This window comes from Photobacterium sp. 270122K (genome assembly GCF_059941365.1).
This window is the reverse complement of the sequence record NZ_JBPOEN010000002.1, coordinates 37226-54028: the sequence shown is the minus strand read 5'-3', so window position 1 is coordinate 54028 and position 16803 is coordinate 37226. Positions and strand designations below refer to the sequence as shown.

Sequence of the window (16803 nt, the reverse complement as noted above, 5' to 3'; positions counted from 1 at the left end):
AATTTACTCCGCAAAATGATCATAGCCCTGCAACTGCCAATCAACGGCGTTGCCGGCTTTCAATAACGTCACGCCCGCACCTGGACGCAATTGCCCCACACACGTCGCCTTCACGCCACAATGTGCTAATGCCGTTTCCAATGCCCCACGGTTCCCTTCCGGTACAGTGAAGCACAACTCATATTCTTCTCCGCTGGTCAGCGCCAACTGATACGCGGTATCCGCATCCGGGGCAAAGCGACGCAATTCATCCGACAGCGGCAGTGTCTCAACATTCAACACAGCTGCCACGCCAGAGCGTTTTAAAATATGCCCTAGATCAGACACTAAACCGTCAGAAATGTCGAGTGCGGCAGAGGCAATACCGCGCAATGCCTGTCCGGCAAGAATGCGGGGTTGGGCACAGTAATGGCGTTCCACCAGTACATCCGCCAATTGCGGATCGTCGACCGTGGTCTGACCCAGAATTAACGCCAATCCGGCAGCACTGTCACCCAAGGTACCCGTCACATAAATCCAATCACCAGACTGCGCACCACTGCGGGTTAACGCTTTCCCGTGCGGCACAAACCCGTGTACCGTCAGAGTCAGGCTTAACGGGCCTTTCGTCGTGTCACCGCCGATCAGCTGCACATTGTAGTATTCTGCCAAGGCGAAAAAGCCCTGACAGAAACCGGCCAGCCATGCTTCATCCGGCGCTGGCATTGTCAGGGCTAACGACACCCAAGCGGGCGTTGCGCCCATGGCCGCTAAGTCACTCAAGTTGGAGGCCAATGCCTTATGGGCGACCCGCACCGGATCCGCCTCCGCTAAGAAATGGGTCCCTGCGACTAACGAATCGGTACTCACCGCCAGCTGGCTGCCCACAGGCACGTCCAGCACGGCACAGTCATCACCGATCGCCAACGCCACATCCTTGCGGTTCACCGCTTGATGCGCAAAATAGCGCGCAATAAGATCAAATTCGTTGGTGGCCATATGCTTCTATTGTATGGAGAGAAAATGAAGACAGAAAAAAGGCCAGCAATGCTGGCCTTGAAAATATTTCGTGATTACTTCTTTTTACGAAGTGTTGGCGCTGCTTTGTCCAGCACACCATTAACAAACTTGTGGCTGTCTTCAGCACCGAACACTTTAGCCAGTTCGATAGCTTCGTTGATTACCACTTTGTAAGGTACGTCATCACGCTTTAGCATTTCGTACATCGCAAGGCGAAGTAGCGCAAGTTCCATCTGATCCAGATCTTGTAGTGGACGCGACAAGTATGGACGCATTTTGCTGTCCAGTTCCTGATGGTTCAGTACAACACCTGTTAGCAGGTCGCGGAAGTAGGCAACATCTGTATGCGGTGCGGCAAGCGCAGGCGCATCAGCCTTAAACTCTTCTTCTTCAAAGTTATCACCTGACAAGAAGTGCATCTCAATGTCTGCAACATTGTCTTTGGTGATTTGCCAAGAATAAATAGCTTGTACAGCAAACTGACGTGCATTACGACGTGCGGCTGGTTTCACAGTAACCCCCATTAGGATTCGATTTGGGACAGTACATTAACCATTTCAAGCGCGCTTAGTGCAGCCTCTGCCCCTTTATTACCAGCCTTGGTACCGGCGCGCTCAATGGCTTGTTCGATAGAATCTACAGTCAAAACGCCGAATGCTACTGGAGTGTTGTACTCAAGAGCAATTTGCGCCAGACCTTTGTTACACTCACCGGCAACATAATCAAAATGCGGTGTACCGCCACGGATCACAGAGCCAAGCGCAACGATAGCATCATAGCGATCGCTTTTAGCAACTTGCTGCGCAACAAGCGGAAGCTCGTAAGCACCAGGACAACGTACAACAGTGATGTTGTCATCACTCACTTGACCCTGGCGTTTCAGAGCATCTAGCGCGCCGGCTAGCAGACTTTCATTAATAAAGCTGTTAAAGCGTGCAATTACGATAGCAATTTTTGCGTTTGGTGCCGCGATGGCGCCTTCAATTACCTTCATGGGCCTTCCTGTGACTATGTCTTTTCCGGTATGAGAACCGCGGGAGTCTACCACAGTTTACGCATGATACCAACGCGCATCTTTGATGGCTTTTTCCCGGCTTTTTCTCATTCCGGCGATAAAATAATGGGGACGTTAAGCGCGTATTTCTACGCGCACTTTGTACCTTACTGACAAATGTATTCAACCACTTCCAAGCCAAAGCCTGACAGTGAGTGATAACGTTGATTGCTTGATGATAACAGGCGCATTTTAGACACACCTAAATCCGCCAAGATCTGCGAGCCCACACCGACTTGGCGGGACTGATCTTTCACGTTCACTTTCACCATTGGCTTACCGTCGGTTTTCGCCACCAACTGGCGCACTTTGGTCAGTACCGCGTCTTGGCTTTCCGCTTTACTCAACACCACCAGCACCCCACCTTCGCTGGCAATGCGTTGCATCGCCGCAGGCAGTGTCCACTGTGACGCACCAGAATGCAGGATGTCTTTGAACGTGTCTTGCAAGTGTACACGCACTAAGGTGCCTTCGCTGTCGGTGGTCGACTGCTTGCTTAATGCATAGTGAATTTGGTTATCGATGGTGTCACGGTACGTGATCATATCAAACTCACCAAACTCGGTCGGCAGCACGCACTGTGCCACACGTTCGATGGTGGTTTCATGGTTGTTACGGTACTCAATCAAGTCGGCAATGGTGCCTAACTTCAGACCGTGTTGCTCCGCGAACACTTCCAGATCCGGACGACGCGCCATGGTGCCGTCTTCATTTAAGATCTCAACAATCACACTTGATGGCTCAAGGCCAGCCAAGCGTGCGATGTCACAACCGGCTTCGGTATGACCCGCGCGGGTCAATACGCCGCCTTCTTGTGCCATCAACGGGAAGATGTGACCCGGCATCACGATATCTGCCGCTGTCGCATTGGCCGCCACTGCAGCTTGAACAGTCCGTGCGCGATCGCCTGCTGAAATGCCCGTGGTCACCCCTTCTGCCGCTTCAATCGACACGGTGAAGTTGGTGCTGAACTGCTCAGTGTTATCTTGCACCATCAGCGGCAAATTAAGCTGCTTACAGCGTGCCTGCGTCAAGGTAAGGCAGATTAAGCCACGGCCATGTTTGGCCATAAAGTTAATCGCTTCGGGTGTGATCTTATCGGCGGCAATGATCAGGTCACCTTCGTTTTCCCGATCTTCGTCATCCATCAAAATCACCATTTTACCTTGGCGAATGTCTTCAATGATGTCCTTTGCGCTGCTTAATGCCATAACACAACCTTCTCTATAACTGATTCTCTGAGTCCATTAACCTAGGAAGCCGCTTCGAGCCAGCATATCCATAGTCAGTTCTGATTTATTCTCGGCCGCCTTGTCACCTAACATCAAACGTTCAAGGTAACGGGCGATCACGTCCACTTCCAAATTCACCTTACGGCCTGGCGTGAACGACTCCATGGTCGTTTCCAGGGCGGTATGCGGAACGATGGTCAATTTGAACTCATCCCCCCGCAACGCATTCACAGTCAGACTGATCCCGTCAATCGACACCGAGCCTTTTTCGGAAATATAACGGGCAAGGTGCGCTGGCGCCTTCACCCAAAATTCAATAGCACGGCCAGTATGGGTACGATCGATAATTTCAGCCACGTCATCCACGTGACCTGACACCATGTGGCCGCCAAAACGGGTGGTCGGTAACATGGCTTTTTCTAAATTCGCTTTTTGGCCGGCTTTATAGCTCGCAAACGCGGTGCGATGTAAGGTTTCTAATGACAAGTCAGCCACATAGCCGCTACCCGTCAATGCCACCACCGTTAAACACACGCCGTTGGTCGCAATACTGTCACCCAATTTTACATCACTGAGATCCAATTTACCGGCATCCACAGTCACCGAAATGTCCTGCCCTTTCGGGGTCAATGCGGTGATGGTGCCGACAGCTTCAATAATGCCAGTAAACATGTTCTACCTTACTCTTGTTCGTTTGCTTTCATGATGGCTTTCACGCGGGCGGTGATACGAATATCCGGCCCCACCATACGTACATCTGTGATCGTCAGCTCAGGGACATCAGCCATGTCGGTCAATCCCGCCAGCGCAAGTAACCCTCGGCTGTCGCTGCCCATCAACTTCGGCGCTTGGTACAAAATCAGCTCATCCACCAACCCTGCCGCTAACAAGCCACCGGCTAATCCGGCACCCGCTTCCACCCACACGTGGTTAATCTCTTGGGCGGCCAAGGTGTCCATCAGTACGGCTAAATCCACCTGTTGTGTCACCGAGTCCAACGCCACCTCAATCTGCTCTACGCTATCAGGCCACGTTTGTGTATCGGCTTTCGCGCGAGCCAGCAGGGTATGCCCCGGCAAGCTGATCAAACGGTGTGCAGGGGTAACGCGGTTCTGGCTGTCAATGATCACCCGTACCGGTTGACGCAACTGGGCTACCGGATACTGTTGCTGCACCGTCTCGCCCAAGTCAGCCCAACGCACGTTCAAAGACGGATCATCCGCCAGTACCGTAGCACTGGTGGATAAAATCGCGCCCGCTTTAGCCCGATAACGCTGCACATCCGAACGGGCTGGCGCACTGGTGATCCACTGGCTTTTGCCATTGGCCAATGCAGTACGCCCGTCCAAACTGGCGGCCAATTTTAGCTGCACAAACGGACGCCCCGTTTTCATGCGGGTGATAAAACCGGGATTGAGCGCCATGGCATCGGCTTCCAGTAACCCCACTTGAACCTCAATACCGGCTTGCTGCAAGATGGCCACGCCACGTCCTGCCACTTTCGGATTGGGATCCACCATCGCACACACCACGCGCCCCACGCCGGCTTTCACCAAGGCTTCCGCACACGGCGGTGTACGGCCGTAATGGGAACAGGGTTCAAGGGTGACATAGGCCGTCGCACCGCGAGCACGCTCACCGGCAGCACGCAGCGCAAAGACTTCCGCGTGCGGTTGACCCGCTTGATAATGATAGCCTTCACCCACAATATGCTCACCGTGTGCAATGACACAGCCTACATTGGGGTTCGGCGCCGTGGTGAATTGACCGTTTTTTGCCAAGGTGATGGCGCGAAGCATCATGGCATGATCGTTGGATGAGAACATGTGACGTCGGTTTCTTTTATGGCACGCCCGGAGTCTGGCCCCGGACGGCAATTATTTTTCTAGCTTGGCGATTTCCTCACCAAACTCACGAATATCTTCAAAGCTGCGGTATACAGACGCGAAACGAATGTACGCGACTTTATCCAGCTCTTTTAAGGCTTCCATCACCAAGTTACCGATCATATCTGACGGCACTTCGCGCTCACCGGTTGCGCGCAAGCGTGACTTAATCGTGTTGATAGCACGTTCGATGTCATCAGTGCTCACCGGACGCTTTTCTAAAGCACGTTGAATGCCCCCACGCAACTTCTCTTCGTTGAATGGGTCACGGCTTCCGTTACTCTTGATCACACGAGGCATCACCAATTCTGCACTTTCAAAGGTGGTGTAGCGCTCATTGCATGCCAAACATTGACGGCGACGGCGCACTTGATGGCCATCCGCGACTAATCGGGAATCAATTACTTTGGTGTCGTTGGCACCACAAAAAGGACAATGCATCTTGCCTCCTAATTTACGTCGCCTCAGTGTAACCCATTTCATGGCGAGAGTACGCCTTTTCAGGCGATTTTTATGCCGTAAAACACCGGAAAAAGGCAGGAATAGTGGGGTGAAATGCCCCTAAATGCACACAGAGAGATAAAAAAAGGGCTTGCATAAAGCAAGCCCTAACAAAGGGGGAAATGTTTCTATTTATTCGTGTAATTACGCGTAAACCGGCAGGCGCTTACAAATTTCTAGCACCTTGGCTTTGGTCGCAGCAATCACTTCTGGGTTGTCGCTGTTATCCAGCACATCACACATCCAGCCTGCCAATTGCTTGGCATCGTCAGCGGTAAAACCACGACGCGTGATAGACGGCGTACCCACACGGATACCCGATGTGACAAACGGGCTACGCGGATCATTCGGCACACTATTCTTGTTCACGGTAATATTAGCGGCACCCAGTGCGGCATCCGCTTCTTTACCGGTGATGCCTTTGTCGATCAGATCAACCAAGAACAAATGGTTTTCGGTGCTGCCAGAGACGATCTTGTAACCGCGCTCAAGGAATTCACCCACCATCACTTTGGCGTTTTCAACGACACGTGCTTGGTATTCTGCGAACTCAGGCTCCATGGCTTCTTTAAACGCCACCGCTTTGGCTGCAATCACGTGCATCAACGGGCCACCCTGACCACCAGGGAAAACCGCAGAGTTCAGTTTCTTGTACAGCTCTTCACCTTCGTTAGACAGGATCAAACCACCACGTGGGCCTGCCAAGGTTTTGTGCGTTGTGGTTGTCACTACGTGTGCGTGTGGTACTGGCGTTGGGTAAACACCCGCCGCAATCAGACCGGCAACGTGCGCCATATCAACAAAGAAGTAAGCACCGACTTTGTCTGCGATTTCACGCATGCGCTTCCAATCAACGATTTGCGAGTACGCAGAGAAACCACCGATGATCATTTTTGGCTTGTGCTCAAGCGCCAGCGCTTCCACTTCTGCGTAGTCAATCTGACCGGCTTCATCGATACCGTAAGGAATGATGTTGTACAGTTTGCCTGAGAAGTTGACTGGCGAACCGTGCGTCAAGTGACCGCCGTGTGCCAGGCTCATGCCCAGTACCGTATCACCGGCATTCAACAAGGCCATGTAAACTGCGTTGTTCGCCTGAGAACCAGAGTGTGGCTGTACGTTTGCGTACTCAGCACCAAAAAGCTGGCAAGCACGATCAATCGCTAGCTGCTCGGCTTTATCAACGAACTCACAGCCGCCGTAATAACGCTTGCCCGGGTAACCTTCTGCGTACTTATTAGTTAGCTGAGAACCCTGCGCTTCCATGACACGTGGGCTGGTGTAGTTTTCAGAAGCAATCAACTCGATGTGTTCTTCCTGACGGGCCGTTTCTTCCTGGATAGCTGCAAACAGCTCAGCGTCATAATCGGCAATATTCATGTCGCGCTTTAGCATCTGTCTCTCCTGACTCAGATTGTTTTCAAACCTTGTGTCGCTGGGTCGTGATAAACACGTCATGCCGACAATCTAGGTGGTAAACACACTTTTTTGGCAAAAAACGAAAAACCGCCAAGCTAGGCGCCACGGAGACGCAAACGTTTTCGTCATATCTGTATATAACGCTGTATTTTACAGAAATTGATCTAAATCAGGTAGCCCTAATGTGACTTTTTATTGGCATTTATTTCAACTTGAGGATGAATTGTTTTCATCTTGTGCGTTTTTTCACTTCCGCGTTTACAGCTTTCACTACTTCTCCGTCGCTATTAACAAGATAAAGGCGTAAATTAATTTTTTACATCTGCGTAAACTTATCTAAACACCTGTGTGGGCAATGTTTTCCGTTTCCCTCTCATCTTTTTTTCAGTTGCGCATTATCATGGCGGGCTTAACAATAAGGAGTGTATTTTTGAGCGCGTATTCCCACTCAGCGAAAGAGAACATCATTGCCATTCTCACCGGCACCTTTGTGGTCGCCCAAGGGGTGTTCTTTTTACAGCAAGCCCACCTGCTCACCGGTGGGACAACCGGTTTAGCTTTGCTGGCCAGCCAATTTATCGACCTCTCTTTTGGCCAGCTCTACTTCATGATGAATATTCCGTTCTATTGCATGGCATGGTTTCGCATGGGGCGCCGTTTTGCCATTACCAGTATCCTTTCGGGAGGGCTAGTGTCGGTGATCACCGATAATCTGCACCATGTGCTGGAGATCAGCCGATTAGAACCGCTGTACTGCGCCATGATTGGCGGGGTATTGATGGGATTAGGCATGCTGATTTTGTTTCGCCACAAAACCAGTTTGGGTGGTTTCAATGTGCTGGTCTTGTTCTTACAAGAGAAGTTTGGCTGGTCAGCAGGTAAGCTACAGATGGGGATTGATATCACCATTTTGGTGGCGTCGTTCTTCTTGGTCACACCAATGACCCTGCTCTTCTCGGTGATCGGCGCCTTCTTGCTGAACTTGGTGTTGGCGATGAACCACAAGCCGGGACGCTATGCCGGTGGGGTGAAAGCCCAGCAGGCCTCTTAAACTTGCCTCACTGATCTCGCTTAACACACATAAAAAACGGAAGCCTTGGCTTCCGTTTTTCGTCTTGGCTTATCTCTCGCGCGACTTAGTCGAGATGCTTAAGGTAGGTATAAAAGTCGACATCTTTTTCATACCCATTTTTTTCATACAGCGCCTGTGCGCGATGGTTATCGACGGCCGTGCTCAGCATAATAAACGCGCTGTCGGTCTCTTTCGCCATCTGCTCCGCACGATCCATCAAGGCTTGCGCCACCCCACTCTGACGGGCTTCAGCGCTAACATACAGATCATACAATAGCCAGGTACGCTGCATCGCTAACGAACAAAACAGCGGATACAACTGCGTAAACCCAACCGGGTTACCCGCCTCATCCTCTGCCACAAAAATCACACTCTCCTGCTGATTTAAGCGTGCTTTTAAATACGCCGCCGGATCCTTTCGCGGTTGCTCAACCTGATAGAAGTCCAAATACGCTTCATAGAGAAAGCTGAACTGATCGACATCGTTGACTTGCGCTTGGTAAATTTTCATTATGTGCTCCTTAGCTGCCTATCAGCATAGGAGTCCACTTTCCGCTTGAACAGCCTTAAATTTACAATCTTACGTTGGCTATCTCACGATCGTCAGGCATAAAAAAAGCTCACCGTGATGGCAAGCTTTCCTGTCACTGCATACTCATGCGCCCCGCTTACATACCAATAGGGTATACAGAATTTATGCGCATAAATCAGCATGTCTGATAACGGCGTTGAACGAAATAACGACGCAAAACCACATCAATTAAACATCATTTTGGCTAAGCCGTTTCGTTCTCTGGCAAAGAGGAAGCACGGAGTTTATACGCATAAATGAGTACTTCCGATACAGACAGAGGATGAAACGGCAACGCCATAACGGATTTTAGATAGCGTCCTCGTCTTCCTCACCCGTCCTGATACGCACCACGCGCTCTACATCGAACATGAAGATCTTACCATCACCGATTTTACCGGTTTGCGCGGTTTCGACGATGGTGTCGACGCATTGATCAGCGACGTCATCGGTCACGACGATTTCTAGCTTCACTTTTGGCAGGAAGTCGACCATGTATTCTGCGCCACGGTAGAGTTCGGTGTGGCCTTTTTGGCGACCGAAACCTTTCACTTCTGAGACGGTCATGCCGGTGATACCGACATCGGCGAGGGCTTCGCGAACATCATCAAGCTTGAAGGGCTTAATAATGGCTTCAATTTTTTTCATTCTCATCATCCTTTGCTGAGCAGAGATGGGTTGAGACCTTGAGGGTGACGGTCGTCAACTGCCTGATTACTAATGCAGGCAGTATAACAAATGCGGAATGTTCTGTTGACCGTGGTTTAGTATTTTTCGGCGGGAAGGATCACATCGTTGTCCATCATCTTGAGCAGAAGGATAACGGCAAAGAGCATCACGGTGCTATTAAGTAAAATGATAACGATATGGCGGAATTCAGGTCGAAAAAGGTGCGGTAAATACGGGATCAGGCTGTAGCCAAAAAACAGGGTGATGGCGGGGATAAAAAAATACAGGGGAATGAAGCCCCAACGGTTCCCTTGGCCGAGACCGATGATGGCGCTGATACCGGATGCCAGTACTAAGACAGCAACGATGTTGGGGACGATCCCCACTTGCTGAAAACTAAATATGGTCGTGAATGTATCAATATAACGGATCAGGAATAGCACGACTAATGCCGCCAAGCCCTTGGCAGCCAGTGTCAATGCACTGCTGTTTGCATCCATGTTGGTCTCTCTTCCTTGAAAGCGGTTTGGATCTGATAAATCTCACAATAAGCCCTGCATTTTATGCGGCTAATGCAACCAGTACAACCGCTATTGAACATTGTTCCTAACGTTTTAGACCGTTTTTGGGACATTCGTTCCCTTAGTAATGCATTTTTATCAGGTCGGCAAAACCGGTTAAACGGCGTACCACACGGGTCGTAACCGCCCCTTCATGCCCATCACGATTAAGCCATACGGCTTTAAACCCCTGTTGGGCCGCGGCTTGCGCGTCGTTAATAGGGTGATTGCCGATATACCAGCATGATGCGGCATTTTTCTGCGAAAGGCGCAGCGCATGTTGAAAGATGGCGGGGGCGGGTTTGGCTACGCCCACCTGTTCTGACACCACGAGATGTGAAAAATAAGGGCGGATGCGTGTGGCGGTCAATTTGGCTTCCTGCTGAAAAGCAAAACCGTTGGTAATAATCGCCAATGGGGTGATATCGCGTAATGCATCTAAGGCGGGGATCACATCATCAAACAGTCGCCAGTGCTGCTGATAAATGCGGTAGTACTCGGTACTGAGCGCATCGGCTTGAGCGACGGTTAGCGGGTCTTTGAACAAGGCGCTGATCCGAGCACGCCGAAGCTGTTCAAAATTCAACGCACCCGCCCGCCAACGCGCACGTTGCTGATCGGTAATGTGCCGCCACGCCTGTCCGATGCCGTCCGGGCAATCAATGATCGCCTGATGGTACACACCCGCAAAGGCCGCGATCGCCTCCTGCTCTGCACCGTCATGATCGAGCAATGTATTATCTAAGTCGAAAAATATCATGGCATTCCCCTGTGTGAACCGTCTCCTTGTAGCTTAATCACAGACCTATCAGCATGACGAGTGTTTTTGATCGAAAATGGGTGATAAGACCGGCAATGTCACGGGCGATCAACGAAAAAAACCGCTCCGAAGAGCGGTTTCATTACCTCGCCAACCCGTCGTTACCGACGATTTATTTAGCCGATGTTAACGCGCGCGTTACGGAACATACGCATCCATGGGCTATCTTCTTTCCAGTCATCTGGGTGCCATGAGTTCGCCACCGTGCGGAATACACGCTCTGGGTGCGGCATCATGATGGTCACGCGACCATCTTGCGTTGTCAGACCGGTGATCCCGTTCGGGGAGCCGTTCGGGTTCGCTGGATAGTTCTGCGTAACATTGCCACGGTTGTCCAAGTAACGCAGCGCGACTGTGCCTGATTGCTCAATCGCAGCAAGGTGTTCGCCATTGCGCACTTCGACGCGACCTTCACCGTGAGACACCGCGATAGGCATACGTGAACCGGCCATGCCATTGAAGAACAAGGAATCACTCTGCTGGACTTCCACCAAGCTGAAGCGTGCTTCAAAACGCTCTGATTCATTGCGCACGAAACGTGGCCACAAATCCGCACCTGGGATCAAATCGCGCAGGTTCGACATCATCTGACAACCGTTACACACACCCAGTGCGAACGTGTCATTATTCTGGAAGAAGCGCGCAAACTGATCGCGGGCGATGTTGTTGAACAACACCGATTTCGCCCAGCCTTCACCGGCGCCCAATACGTCACCGTATGAGAAACCGCCACAGGCGACAAGGCCGTTGAAACCATCCAGCGATACACGACCAGACAGAATGTCGCTCATGTGCACGTCTTTCGCGTCAAAGCCTGCACGGTCAAATGCGGCCGCCATCTCAACGTGTGAGTTAACCCCTTGCTCACGCAAAATCGCCATTTGCGGTTTTGCGCCAAGGTTAATGAACGGTGCGGCAATGTCTTCGTTAATATCAAAGCTTAGCGCGGTGTTCAGACCCGGATCGTCGCTGTCTTTCTTCGCGTCAAACTCTTGCAACGCACCCGCTGGGTTATCACGCAACGCCTGCATCTGATACGTGGTTTCTGCCCAAATAGTACGTAGCTCGGTGCGGTTTTGTTCTAGCACCAAATCATTGCCGTTCCAGATACGTACCACGTCTTCATCAACCACAGTACCAATCACGTGGCTGTACGCGTCCAGACCGTTGACAGCCAATACAGACTGCACCGCATCCAAATCTTCGGTACGGACTTGGATCACTGCGCCCAACTCTTCATTGAACAGTGCTGCCAATACATCATCACACGCGTCGCCGTCCGTGGTATTCAAATCCACTTCCACCCCGGTGTGACCCGCAAAGGCCATTTCAGCCAATGTCACGTACAAACCACCGTCACCACGGTCGTGGTAAGCCAATAGTTTGTCATCACGCAACAGGGCTTGTACTGCATGGAAGAAGCCTTTCAGCAACTCAGGGCTGTCAACGTCCGCAGGCTTATCGCCCAACTGCTTGTACACTTGCGCCAGTGCGCTCGCGCCCAAGCGGTTTTTGCCACAACCCAAGTCCAACAACAGCAGGGTCGAATCGCCTTTATCGGTGCGTAGCTGTGGTGTGACGGTTTTACGCACGTCTTCCACACGACCAAACGCGGTGATCACCAAGGACAACGGTGACGTCACGGTTTTCTCTTCGCCGTTTTCTTCCCACTGGGTCTTCATCGACATGGAGTCTTTACCCACCGGAATGGTCAAGCCCAATGCAGGACACAGATCTTCACCCACGGCTTTCACCGCTTCGTACAAACCCGCATCTTCACCCGGGTGACCGGCTGGAGACATCCAGTTGGCTGACAACTTAATGCGTTTCAAATCGCCAATATCAGAACACGCAATGTTCGTGATGGCTTCACCGACCGCAAGACGTGCCGAGGCAGCAAAGTCCAGCAAGGCAACCGGCGTACGCTCACCCATCGACATAGATTCGCCGTGGTAGGTGTCGTAACTCGCCGCGGTCACTGCACAGTTGGCTACCGGCACCTGCCAAGGACCGACCATCTGATCGCGCGCCACTAAACCGGTAACTGTGCGGTCACCGATGGTGATCAAGAAGGTTTTCTCTGCTACTGCAGGTAAACGTAAGATACGGTGAGTGGCAGCTTCAATTTCAATGTTCGTACGATCAATCGCCTGTCCTTGCGCCACTTGCGTGGTCACATCGCGGTGCATCTTCGGTGCTTTACCCAGCAAGATGTCCATTGGCATGTCGATCGGGGTATTGTCGAAATGACTGTCTTCCAACGTCAAATGACGTTCTTCAGTCGCTTCACCCACTACGGCATACGGTGCGCGCTCGCGCTGACAGATCGCATCAAACACTTCCATGTTTTCTGCCGCTACGGCCATCACGTAACGCTCTTGTGATTCGTTACACCAAATCTCTAGCGGGCTCATGCCCGGCTCATCATTGGGTACATCACGCAGCTGGAATTTACCGCCACGCTCGCCGTCATCCACCAACTCTGGCAGGGCATTCGAGATACCGCCCGCGCCCACATCGTGGATAAAGGCAATCGGGTTGTCGTCACCCATCTGCCAGCAACGGTCGATCACTTCCTGACAGCGGCGTTCCATCTCTGGGTTTTCACGCTGTACAGAGGCAAAGTCCAAGTCTTCTGCTGACTGACCTGATGCCATTGATGATGCCGCACCGCCGCCAAGACCGATGTTCATGGCAGGACCGCCCAACACAATCAGCTTGGCGCCGACCGGGATCTCTTTCTTCTGCACGTGATCAGCACGGATGTTACCCAAGCCACCGGCAATCATGATCGGCTTGTGGTAACCACGGATCTCTTCGCCGTTGTGCGAGCTGACTTTTTCTTCGTAAGTACGGAAGTAACCCAATAGGTTAGGACGACCAAATTCGTTGTTAAACGCCGCGCCGCCTAGTGGGCCTTCCAGCATAATGTCGAGCGCATTCACGATGCGATCAGGCTTACCGAAATCGCTTTCCCATGGCTGTTCAAAACCCGGAACACGCAAGTTAGACACGCTAAAGCCGACCAAGCCTGCTTTTGGCTTGCCGCCAATACCGGTCGCGCCTTCATCACGGATTTCACCGCCCGAACCGGTCGATGCGCCTGGCCACGGCGAGATCGCCGTTGGGTGGTTGTGGGTTTCCACCTTCATCAGAATGTGGGTGTCTTCTTGGTGGTAAGTGTACTGACGTGAAGCCGGATCTGGGAAGAAGCGGCCAACGTGAGAGCCTTCCATCACAGCAGCGTTATCTTTGTAAGCAGAAAGGACGTATTCGCTGTTCTTTTCAAAGGTGTTTTTGATCATCTTGAACAGGGATTTTTCCTGCACCACGCCATCGATCGTCCAATCGGCATTGAAGATCTTGTGGCGGCAGTGCTCTGAGTTCGCCTGCGCAAACATCATCAGTTCGATATCATGCGGGTTACGGCCTAGCTTGGTGAAGCTTGCAACCAGATAATCAATTTCGTCATCGGCCAATGCCAAACCGAGGGTAACGTTTGCGTTTTCAAGCGCTTCACGGCCACCGGTAAGGATATCCACGCTCTGTACCGGAGCAGGCTCAGCTTTACGGAACAAGGCTTGGGCAGCATCCAATTCGGTATACACCACTTCCATCATGCGATCGTGCAACAAACCTTTTAAGGCATGCAGTTGGTCGTCAGACAGCGGAGAGGTCACGTCCATGTAGTACGCGGTACCGCGCTCAAGACGTTGGATGTGTGACAGGGCACAGTTGTGGGCAATATCGGTCGATTTAGAAGACCAAGGAGAGATCGTTCCCGGACGAGGGGTAACCAGTAGCAAGAGCCCTGATGGCTCATGCTCTGCAATCGTAGGGCCGTAAGTCAGCAGGCTAGCAAGCTTGCCCTGCTCTTCCGCGTCCAACGGCGCAGACAGATCAGCAAAGTGCATGAACTCTGCATAAATGCCTGACACAGGCAGTTCCAATTCGCGGCAGCGTGCTAGCAGCTTATTAATGCGAAACTCAGACAGTGCGGGTGAACCACGCAAAATTTCCATGTGCGTACGTCTCTCGATTAGCAGTTGAATGAAGGTGATATTGGCCTAATCTCCACGGACTTCGTCAGGATGATTACGTCAATGTCACCTCGTTTCCCAGAAGTTTCCGAGGCGAGGCGCTCTTGATGTGGCGTAGTATAAAGGAAATTTTTTTGTGACGTAACTCTTGACGCAACCGTTTGCGTGATTTTTTTCATTCCTGTCGATAAACCTAACAAAACACCCGCTCCCACTGCGGCTTTCAGCCCTCACCGTCCCTTTCTGATTCCATCACCGTGTACGAAGTCATTGCTGATAACTTTGCGTAAAGGCTCACGTTTGGTATAAAGAACCCCCTACTATAATCAAGAGCATACTTTGTTGAGCATAATTCGTCAGCATCACACTTTCCGGCATATCTTTGCGTTAGTGCTAAGCCTGTTCTTCCTGAACGGCTGTTGGCAGGAAGCGCCTCGCACTGATCTCGAGCGCATTCGAGAGGACGGCGTGCTCCGAGTCGGCACCCTGAATAATCAACTGTCCTATTATATTGGCAGCGAAGGCCCGACCGGATTGGACTATGAACTGGCCCTGCGATTCGCTGACAAGCTGGGGGTGAAACTGGAAATGAAAACCATGTTTACCCTCTCTGGCATGTTTCCCAGCCTGCAACGAAATGACGTCGATATTCTGGCCTCGGGCCTGACCATGACCGCTGATCGCCTCGCAGAATTCCGAGCTGCACCGGCGTATTACTACGCCAGCCAAAAGGTGGTCTACAAAAAAGGGCAATGGCGCCCACGCGATATTGATGATCTCGATGGCAGTAAAGGCACCCTTACCGTAGTGAAGGGATCCAGCCACGAGAAAACCTTGCTGGCATTAAAAGCGACACACCCGAATTTGGTCTGGACCACGGTAGAAGAAACTGACAGCGATGAGTTGCTGCGTCAGGTCGCAGACGGCGAGTTGGATTACACCATGGCGGATTCCGTGGAAATCGCCCTGAACCAACGTATTCATCCTGATATCACCACCGCGCTGGAGCTAACCGAAGACGAGCCGATTGCGTGGTTTGTGAACCAGAATAATGATGACAGCCTGTATGCGCTGATCATTGAATTTTTCGGTGAGATCCAACAAAGCGGTGAGTTAGCCAAACTGGAAGAGAAATACTTCGGCCATGTCGACAAGTTTGACTACGTGGACACCCGTGCGTTCTTGCGTGCCATTGAAGGCAAACTACCGAAATGGGAAACCCTGTTTAAGAAGTATGCCAATGAGTTCGACTGGCGCTTGATCGCGGCCCTGTCTTATCAGGAATCGCATTGGAATCCGAAAGCCGTTTCACCGACTGGCGTACGTGGCATGATGATGCTAACGCTGCCGACCGCAAAATCCGTCGGGGTGAAAAACCGCTTGGATCCGGAGCAGAGTATCCGTGGGGGATCGGAATACCTGCGTAAGATGATCAACCGTATTCCTGACAGTGTGGAAGAGCACGAGAAGGTCTGGTTCGCGTTAGCGTCTTACAACGTCGGCTTTGGTCATTTAATGGATGCCCGTCGTCTGACCAAGTCACAAGGCGGTAACCCGGATGCGTGGAGCGATGTGAAACAACGTCTGCCGCTACTGCGTCAGCGTAAGTATTACCAACACACCCGCTACGGCTATGCCCGTGGGGATGAAGCACTCAACTACGTTGAGAATATTCGTCGCTACTACCAAAGCATTATTGGTTACGAGCAAACGCACAGTCAGCAACCGCAACAAGACGATGTGGAATTGGTGGATGGCTTACACACCATTACCCCACCGCCTGCCGTGCTCTCAGCCGCGCAGCCGACACAAACGGCCGATGCCAACCGTCGCGCAACAGACGAAGGTGCCGAGAAAGCGAAAAACGAGGCACAAGACAACGCAAGCAGCACAACCCTGCCTGCGGCCTCTCCCGCCAAAACCGTCAGCAACTGATTGCTCGCTTTCCATCGAAACAAACAGCCAGCCTCTCGCTGGCTG

15 protein-coding genes are annotated in these 16803 nt (G+C 51.7%); 2 read left to right on the top strand and 13 right to left on the bottom strand.

Annotation, left to right across the window (positions count from 1 at the left end; all coding sequences use genetic code 11):
* Nucleotides 1-3: 3 nt before the first annotated feature.
* The 8 genes from thiL to glyA all read right to left on the bottom strand — a co-directional run bounded on the left by thiL (nucleotide 4) and on the right by glyA (nucleotide 7067).
* On the bottom strand, nucleotides 4-978 hold the full coding sequence (gene thiL / locus ACSF8W_RS03425) for a thiamine-phosphate kinase (protein WP_500845083.1): 975 nt from the start codon (nucleotides 976-978) through the stop codon (nucleotides 4-6).
* Nucleotides 979-1052: 74 nt separating this feature from the next.
* Nucleotides 1053-1523, bottom strand: coding sequence for a transcription antitermination factor NusB (nusB, locus tag ACSF8W_RS03420; RefSeq protein WP_500845081.1), 471 nt, complete (start codon nucleotides 1521-1523; stop codon nucleotides 1053-1055).
* The gene (ribH, locus tag ACSF8W_RS03415) at nucleotides 1523-1993 is read right to left on the bottom strand and encodes a 6,7-dimethyl-8-ribityllumazine synthase (RefSeq protein WP_428476600.1); all 471 of its coding nucleotides are present in this window, start codon (nucleotides 1991-1993) and stop codon (nucleotides 1523-1525) included. Before ribH ends, nusB begins: the two co-directional genes overlap by 1 nt.
* Nucleotides 1994-2160: 167 nt before the next feature.
* Nucleotides 2161-3264, bottom strand: coding sequence for a bifunctional 3,4-dihydroxy-2-butanone-4-phosphate synthase/GTP cyclohydrolase II (gene ribBA, locus ACSF8W_RS03410; RefSeq protein ID WP_500845079.1), 1104 nt, complete (start codon nucleotides 3262-3264; stop codon nucleotides 2161-2163).
* Between the two features lie 36 nt (nucleotides 3265-3300).
* Entirely contained in the window at nucleotides 3301-3957 is a 657-nt protein-coding gene (locus ACSF8W_RS03405) for a riboflavin synthase (protein ID WP_500845077.1), read from the bottom strand.
* Between the two features lie 8 nt (nucleotides 3958-3965).
* Complete coding sequence (ribD, locus tag ACSF8W_RS03400; protein WP_500845075.1) at nucleotides 3966-5111, bottom strand: bifunctional diaminohydroxyphosphoribosylaminopyrimidine deaminase/5-amino-6-(5-phosphoribosylamino)uracil reductase RibD; 1146 nt, start codon at nucleotides 5109-5111, stop codon at nucleotides 3966-3968.
* 51 nt (nucleotides 5112-5162) lie between these two features.
* The gene (gene nrdR / locus ACSF8W_RS03395; RefSeq protein WP_428476596.1) at nucleotides 5163-5612 is read right to left on the bottom strand and encodes a transcriptional regulator NrdR; all 450 of its coding nucleotides are present in this window, start codon (nucleotides 5610-5612) and stop codon (nucleotides 5163-5165) included.
* A 204-nt stretch (nucleotides 5613-5816) separates the two neighbouring features.
* Nucleotides 5817-7067 (bottom strand): serine hydroxymethyltransferase, encoded by a 1251-nt coding sequence (glyA, locus tag ACSF8W_RS03390; protein ID WP_500845072.1) that lies wholly within the window; start codon nucleotides 7065-7067, stop codon nucleotides 5817-5819.
* Nucleotides 7068-7521: 454 nt separating this feature from the next.
* Here glyA and ACSF8W_RS03385 point away from each other — a divergent pair, with 454 nt between their 5' ends.
* The gene (locus ACSF8W_RS03385; RefSeq protein ID WP_500845070.1) at nucleotides 7522-8142 is read left to right on the top strand and encodes a YitT family protein; all 621 of its coding nucleotides are present in this window, start codon (nucleotides 7522-7524) and stop codon (nucleotides 8140-8142) included.
* Nucleotides 8143-8227: 85 nt separating this feature from the next.
* On the opposite strand, the gene ACSF8W_RS03380 is transcribed toward ACSF8W_RS03385, so the two are convergent.
* From ACSF8W_RS03380 to purL, 5 genes are all read right to left on the bottom strand, one after another.
* Nucleotides 8228-8674, bottom strand: a complete 447-nt coding sequence (locus ACSF8W_RS03380) for a GNAT family N-acetyltransferase (protein WP_500845068.1) — start codon at nucleotides 8672-8674, stop codon at nucleotides 8228-8230.
* A gap of 369 nt (nucleotides 8675-9043) precedes the next feature.
* Complete coding sequence (glnB, locus tag ACSF8W_RS03375) at nucleotides 9044-9382, bottom strand: nitrogen regulatory protein P-II (protein ID WP_428476593.1); 339 nt, start codon at nucleotides 9380-9382, stop codon at nucleotides 9044-9046.
* 116 nt (nucleotides 9383-9498) lie between these two features.
* Nucleotides 9499-9903 (bottom strand): hypothetical protein, encoded by a 405-nt coding sequence (locus tag ACSF8W_RS03370; protein WP_428476592.1) that lies wholly within the window; start codon nucleotides 9901-9903, stop codon nucleotides 9499-9501.
* A 142-nt stretch (nucleotides 9904-10045) separates the two neighbouring features.
* Nucleotides 10046-10723 (bottom strand): HAD family hydrolase, encoded by a 678-nt coding sequence (locus ACSF8W_RS03365; protein WP_500845066.1) that lies wholly within the window; start codon nucleotides 10721-10723, stop codon nucleotides 10046-10048.
* Nucleotides 10724-10899: 176 nt separating this feature from the next.
* Nucleotides 10900-14805: a phosphoribosylformylglycinamidine synthase gene (gene purL, locus ACSF8W_RS03360; protein ID WP_500845064.1), complete on the bottom strand. Its 3906-nt coding sequence runs from the start codon at nucleotides 14803-14805 to the stop codon at nucleotides 10900-10902.
* A 366-nt stretch (nucleotides 14806-15171) separates the two neighbouring features.
* Between purL and mltF the strand changes: the two genes are divergently transcribed.
* Nucleotides 15172-16758, top strand: coding sequence for a membrane-bound lytic murein transglycosylase MltF (gene mltF, locus ACSF8W_RS03355; RefSeq protein ID WP_500845893.1), 1587 nt, complete (start codon nucleotides 15172-15174; stop codon nucleotides 16756-16758).
* Nucleotides 16759-16803: the final 45 nt, after the last annotated feature.

Bases quoted from the DNA above. Each gene is read 5' to 3' on its own strand.
- nusB (WP_500845081.1), bottom strand. From the start codon at position 1,523: ATGGGGGTTACTGTGAAACCAGCCGCACGTCGTAATGCACGTCAGTTT.
- ribD (WP_500845075.1), bottom strand. From the start codon at position 5,111: ATGTTCTCATCCAACGATCATGCCATGATGCTTCGCGCCATCACCTTG.
- ACSF8W_RS03365 (WP_500845066.1), bottom strand. From the start codon at position 10,723: ATGATATTTTTCGACTTAGATAATACATTGCTCGATCATGACGGTGCA.
- ACSF8W_RS03405 (WP_500845077.1), bottom strand. From the start codon at position 3,957: ATGTTTACTGGCATTATTGAAGCTGTCGGCACCATCACCGCATTGACC.
- nrdR (WP_428476596.1), bottom strand. From the start codon at position 5,612: ATGCATTGTCCTTTTTGTGGTGCCAACGACACCAAAGTAATTGATTCC.
- glyA (WP_500845072.1), bottom strand. From the start codon at position 7,067: ATGCTAAAGCGCGACATGAATATTGCCGATTATGACGCTGAGCTGTTT.
- thiL (WP_500845083.1), bottom strand. From the start codon at position 978: ATGGCCACCAACGAATTTGATCTTATTGCGCGCTATTTTGCGCATCAA.
- purL (WP_500845064.1), bottom strand. From the start codon at position 14,805: ATGGAAATTTTGCGTGGTTCACCCGCACTGTCTGAGTTTCGCATTAAT.
- glnB (WP_428476593.1), bottom strand. From the start codon at position 9,382: ATGAAAAAAATTGAAGCCATTATTAAGCCCTTCAAGCTTGATGATGTT.
- ribBA (WP_500845079.1), bottom strand. From the start codon at position 3,264: ATGGCATTAAGCAGCGCAAAGGACATCATTGAAGACATTCGCCAAGGT.
- ribH (WP_428476600.1), bottom strand. From the start codon at position 1,993: ATGAAGGTAATTGAAGGCGCCATCGCGGCACCAAACGCAAAAATTGCT.
- ACSF8W_RS03370 (WP_428476592.1), bottom strand. From the start codon at position 9,903: ATGGATGCAAACAGCAGTGCATTGACACTGGCTGCCAAGGGCTTGGCG.
- ACSF8W_RS03380 (WP_500845068.1), bottom strand. From the start codon at position 8,674: ATGAAAATTTACCAAGCGCAAGTCAACGATGTCGATCAGTTCAGCTTT.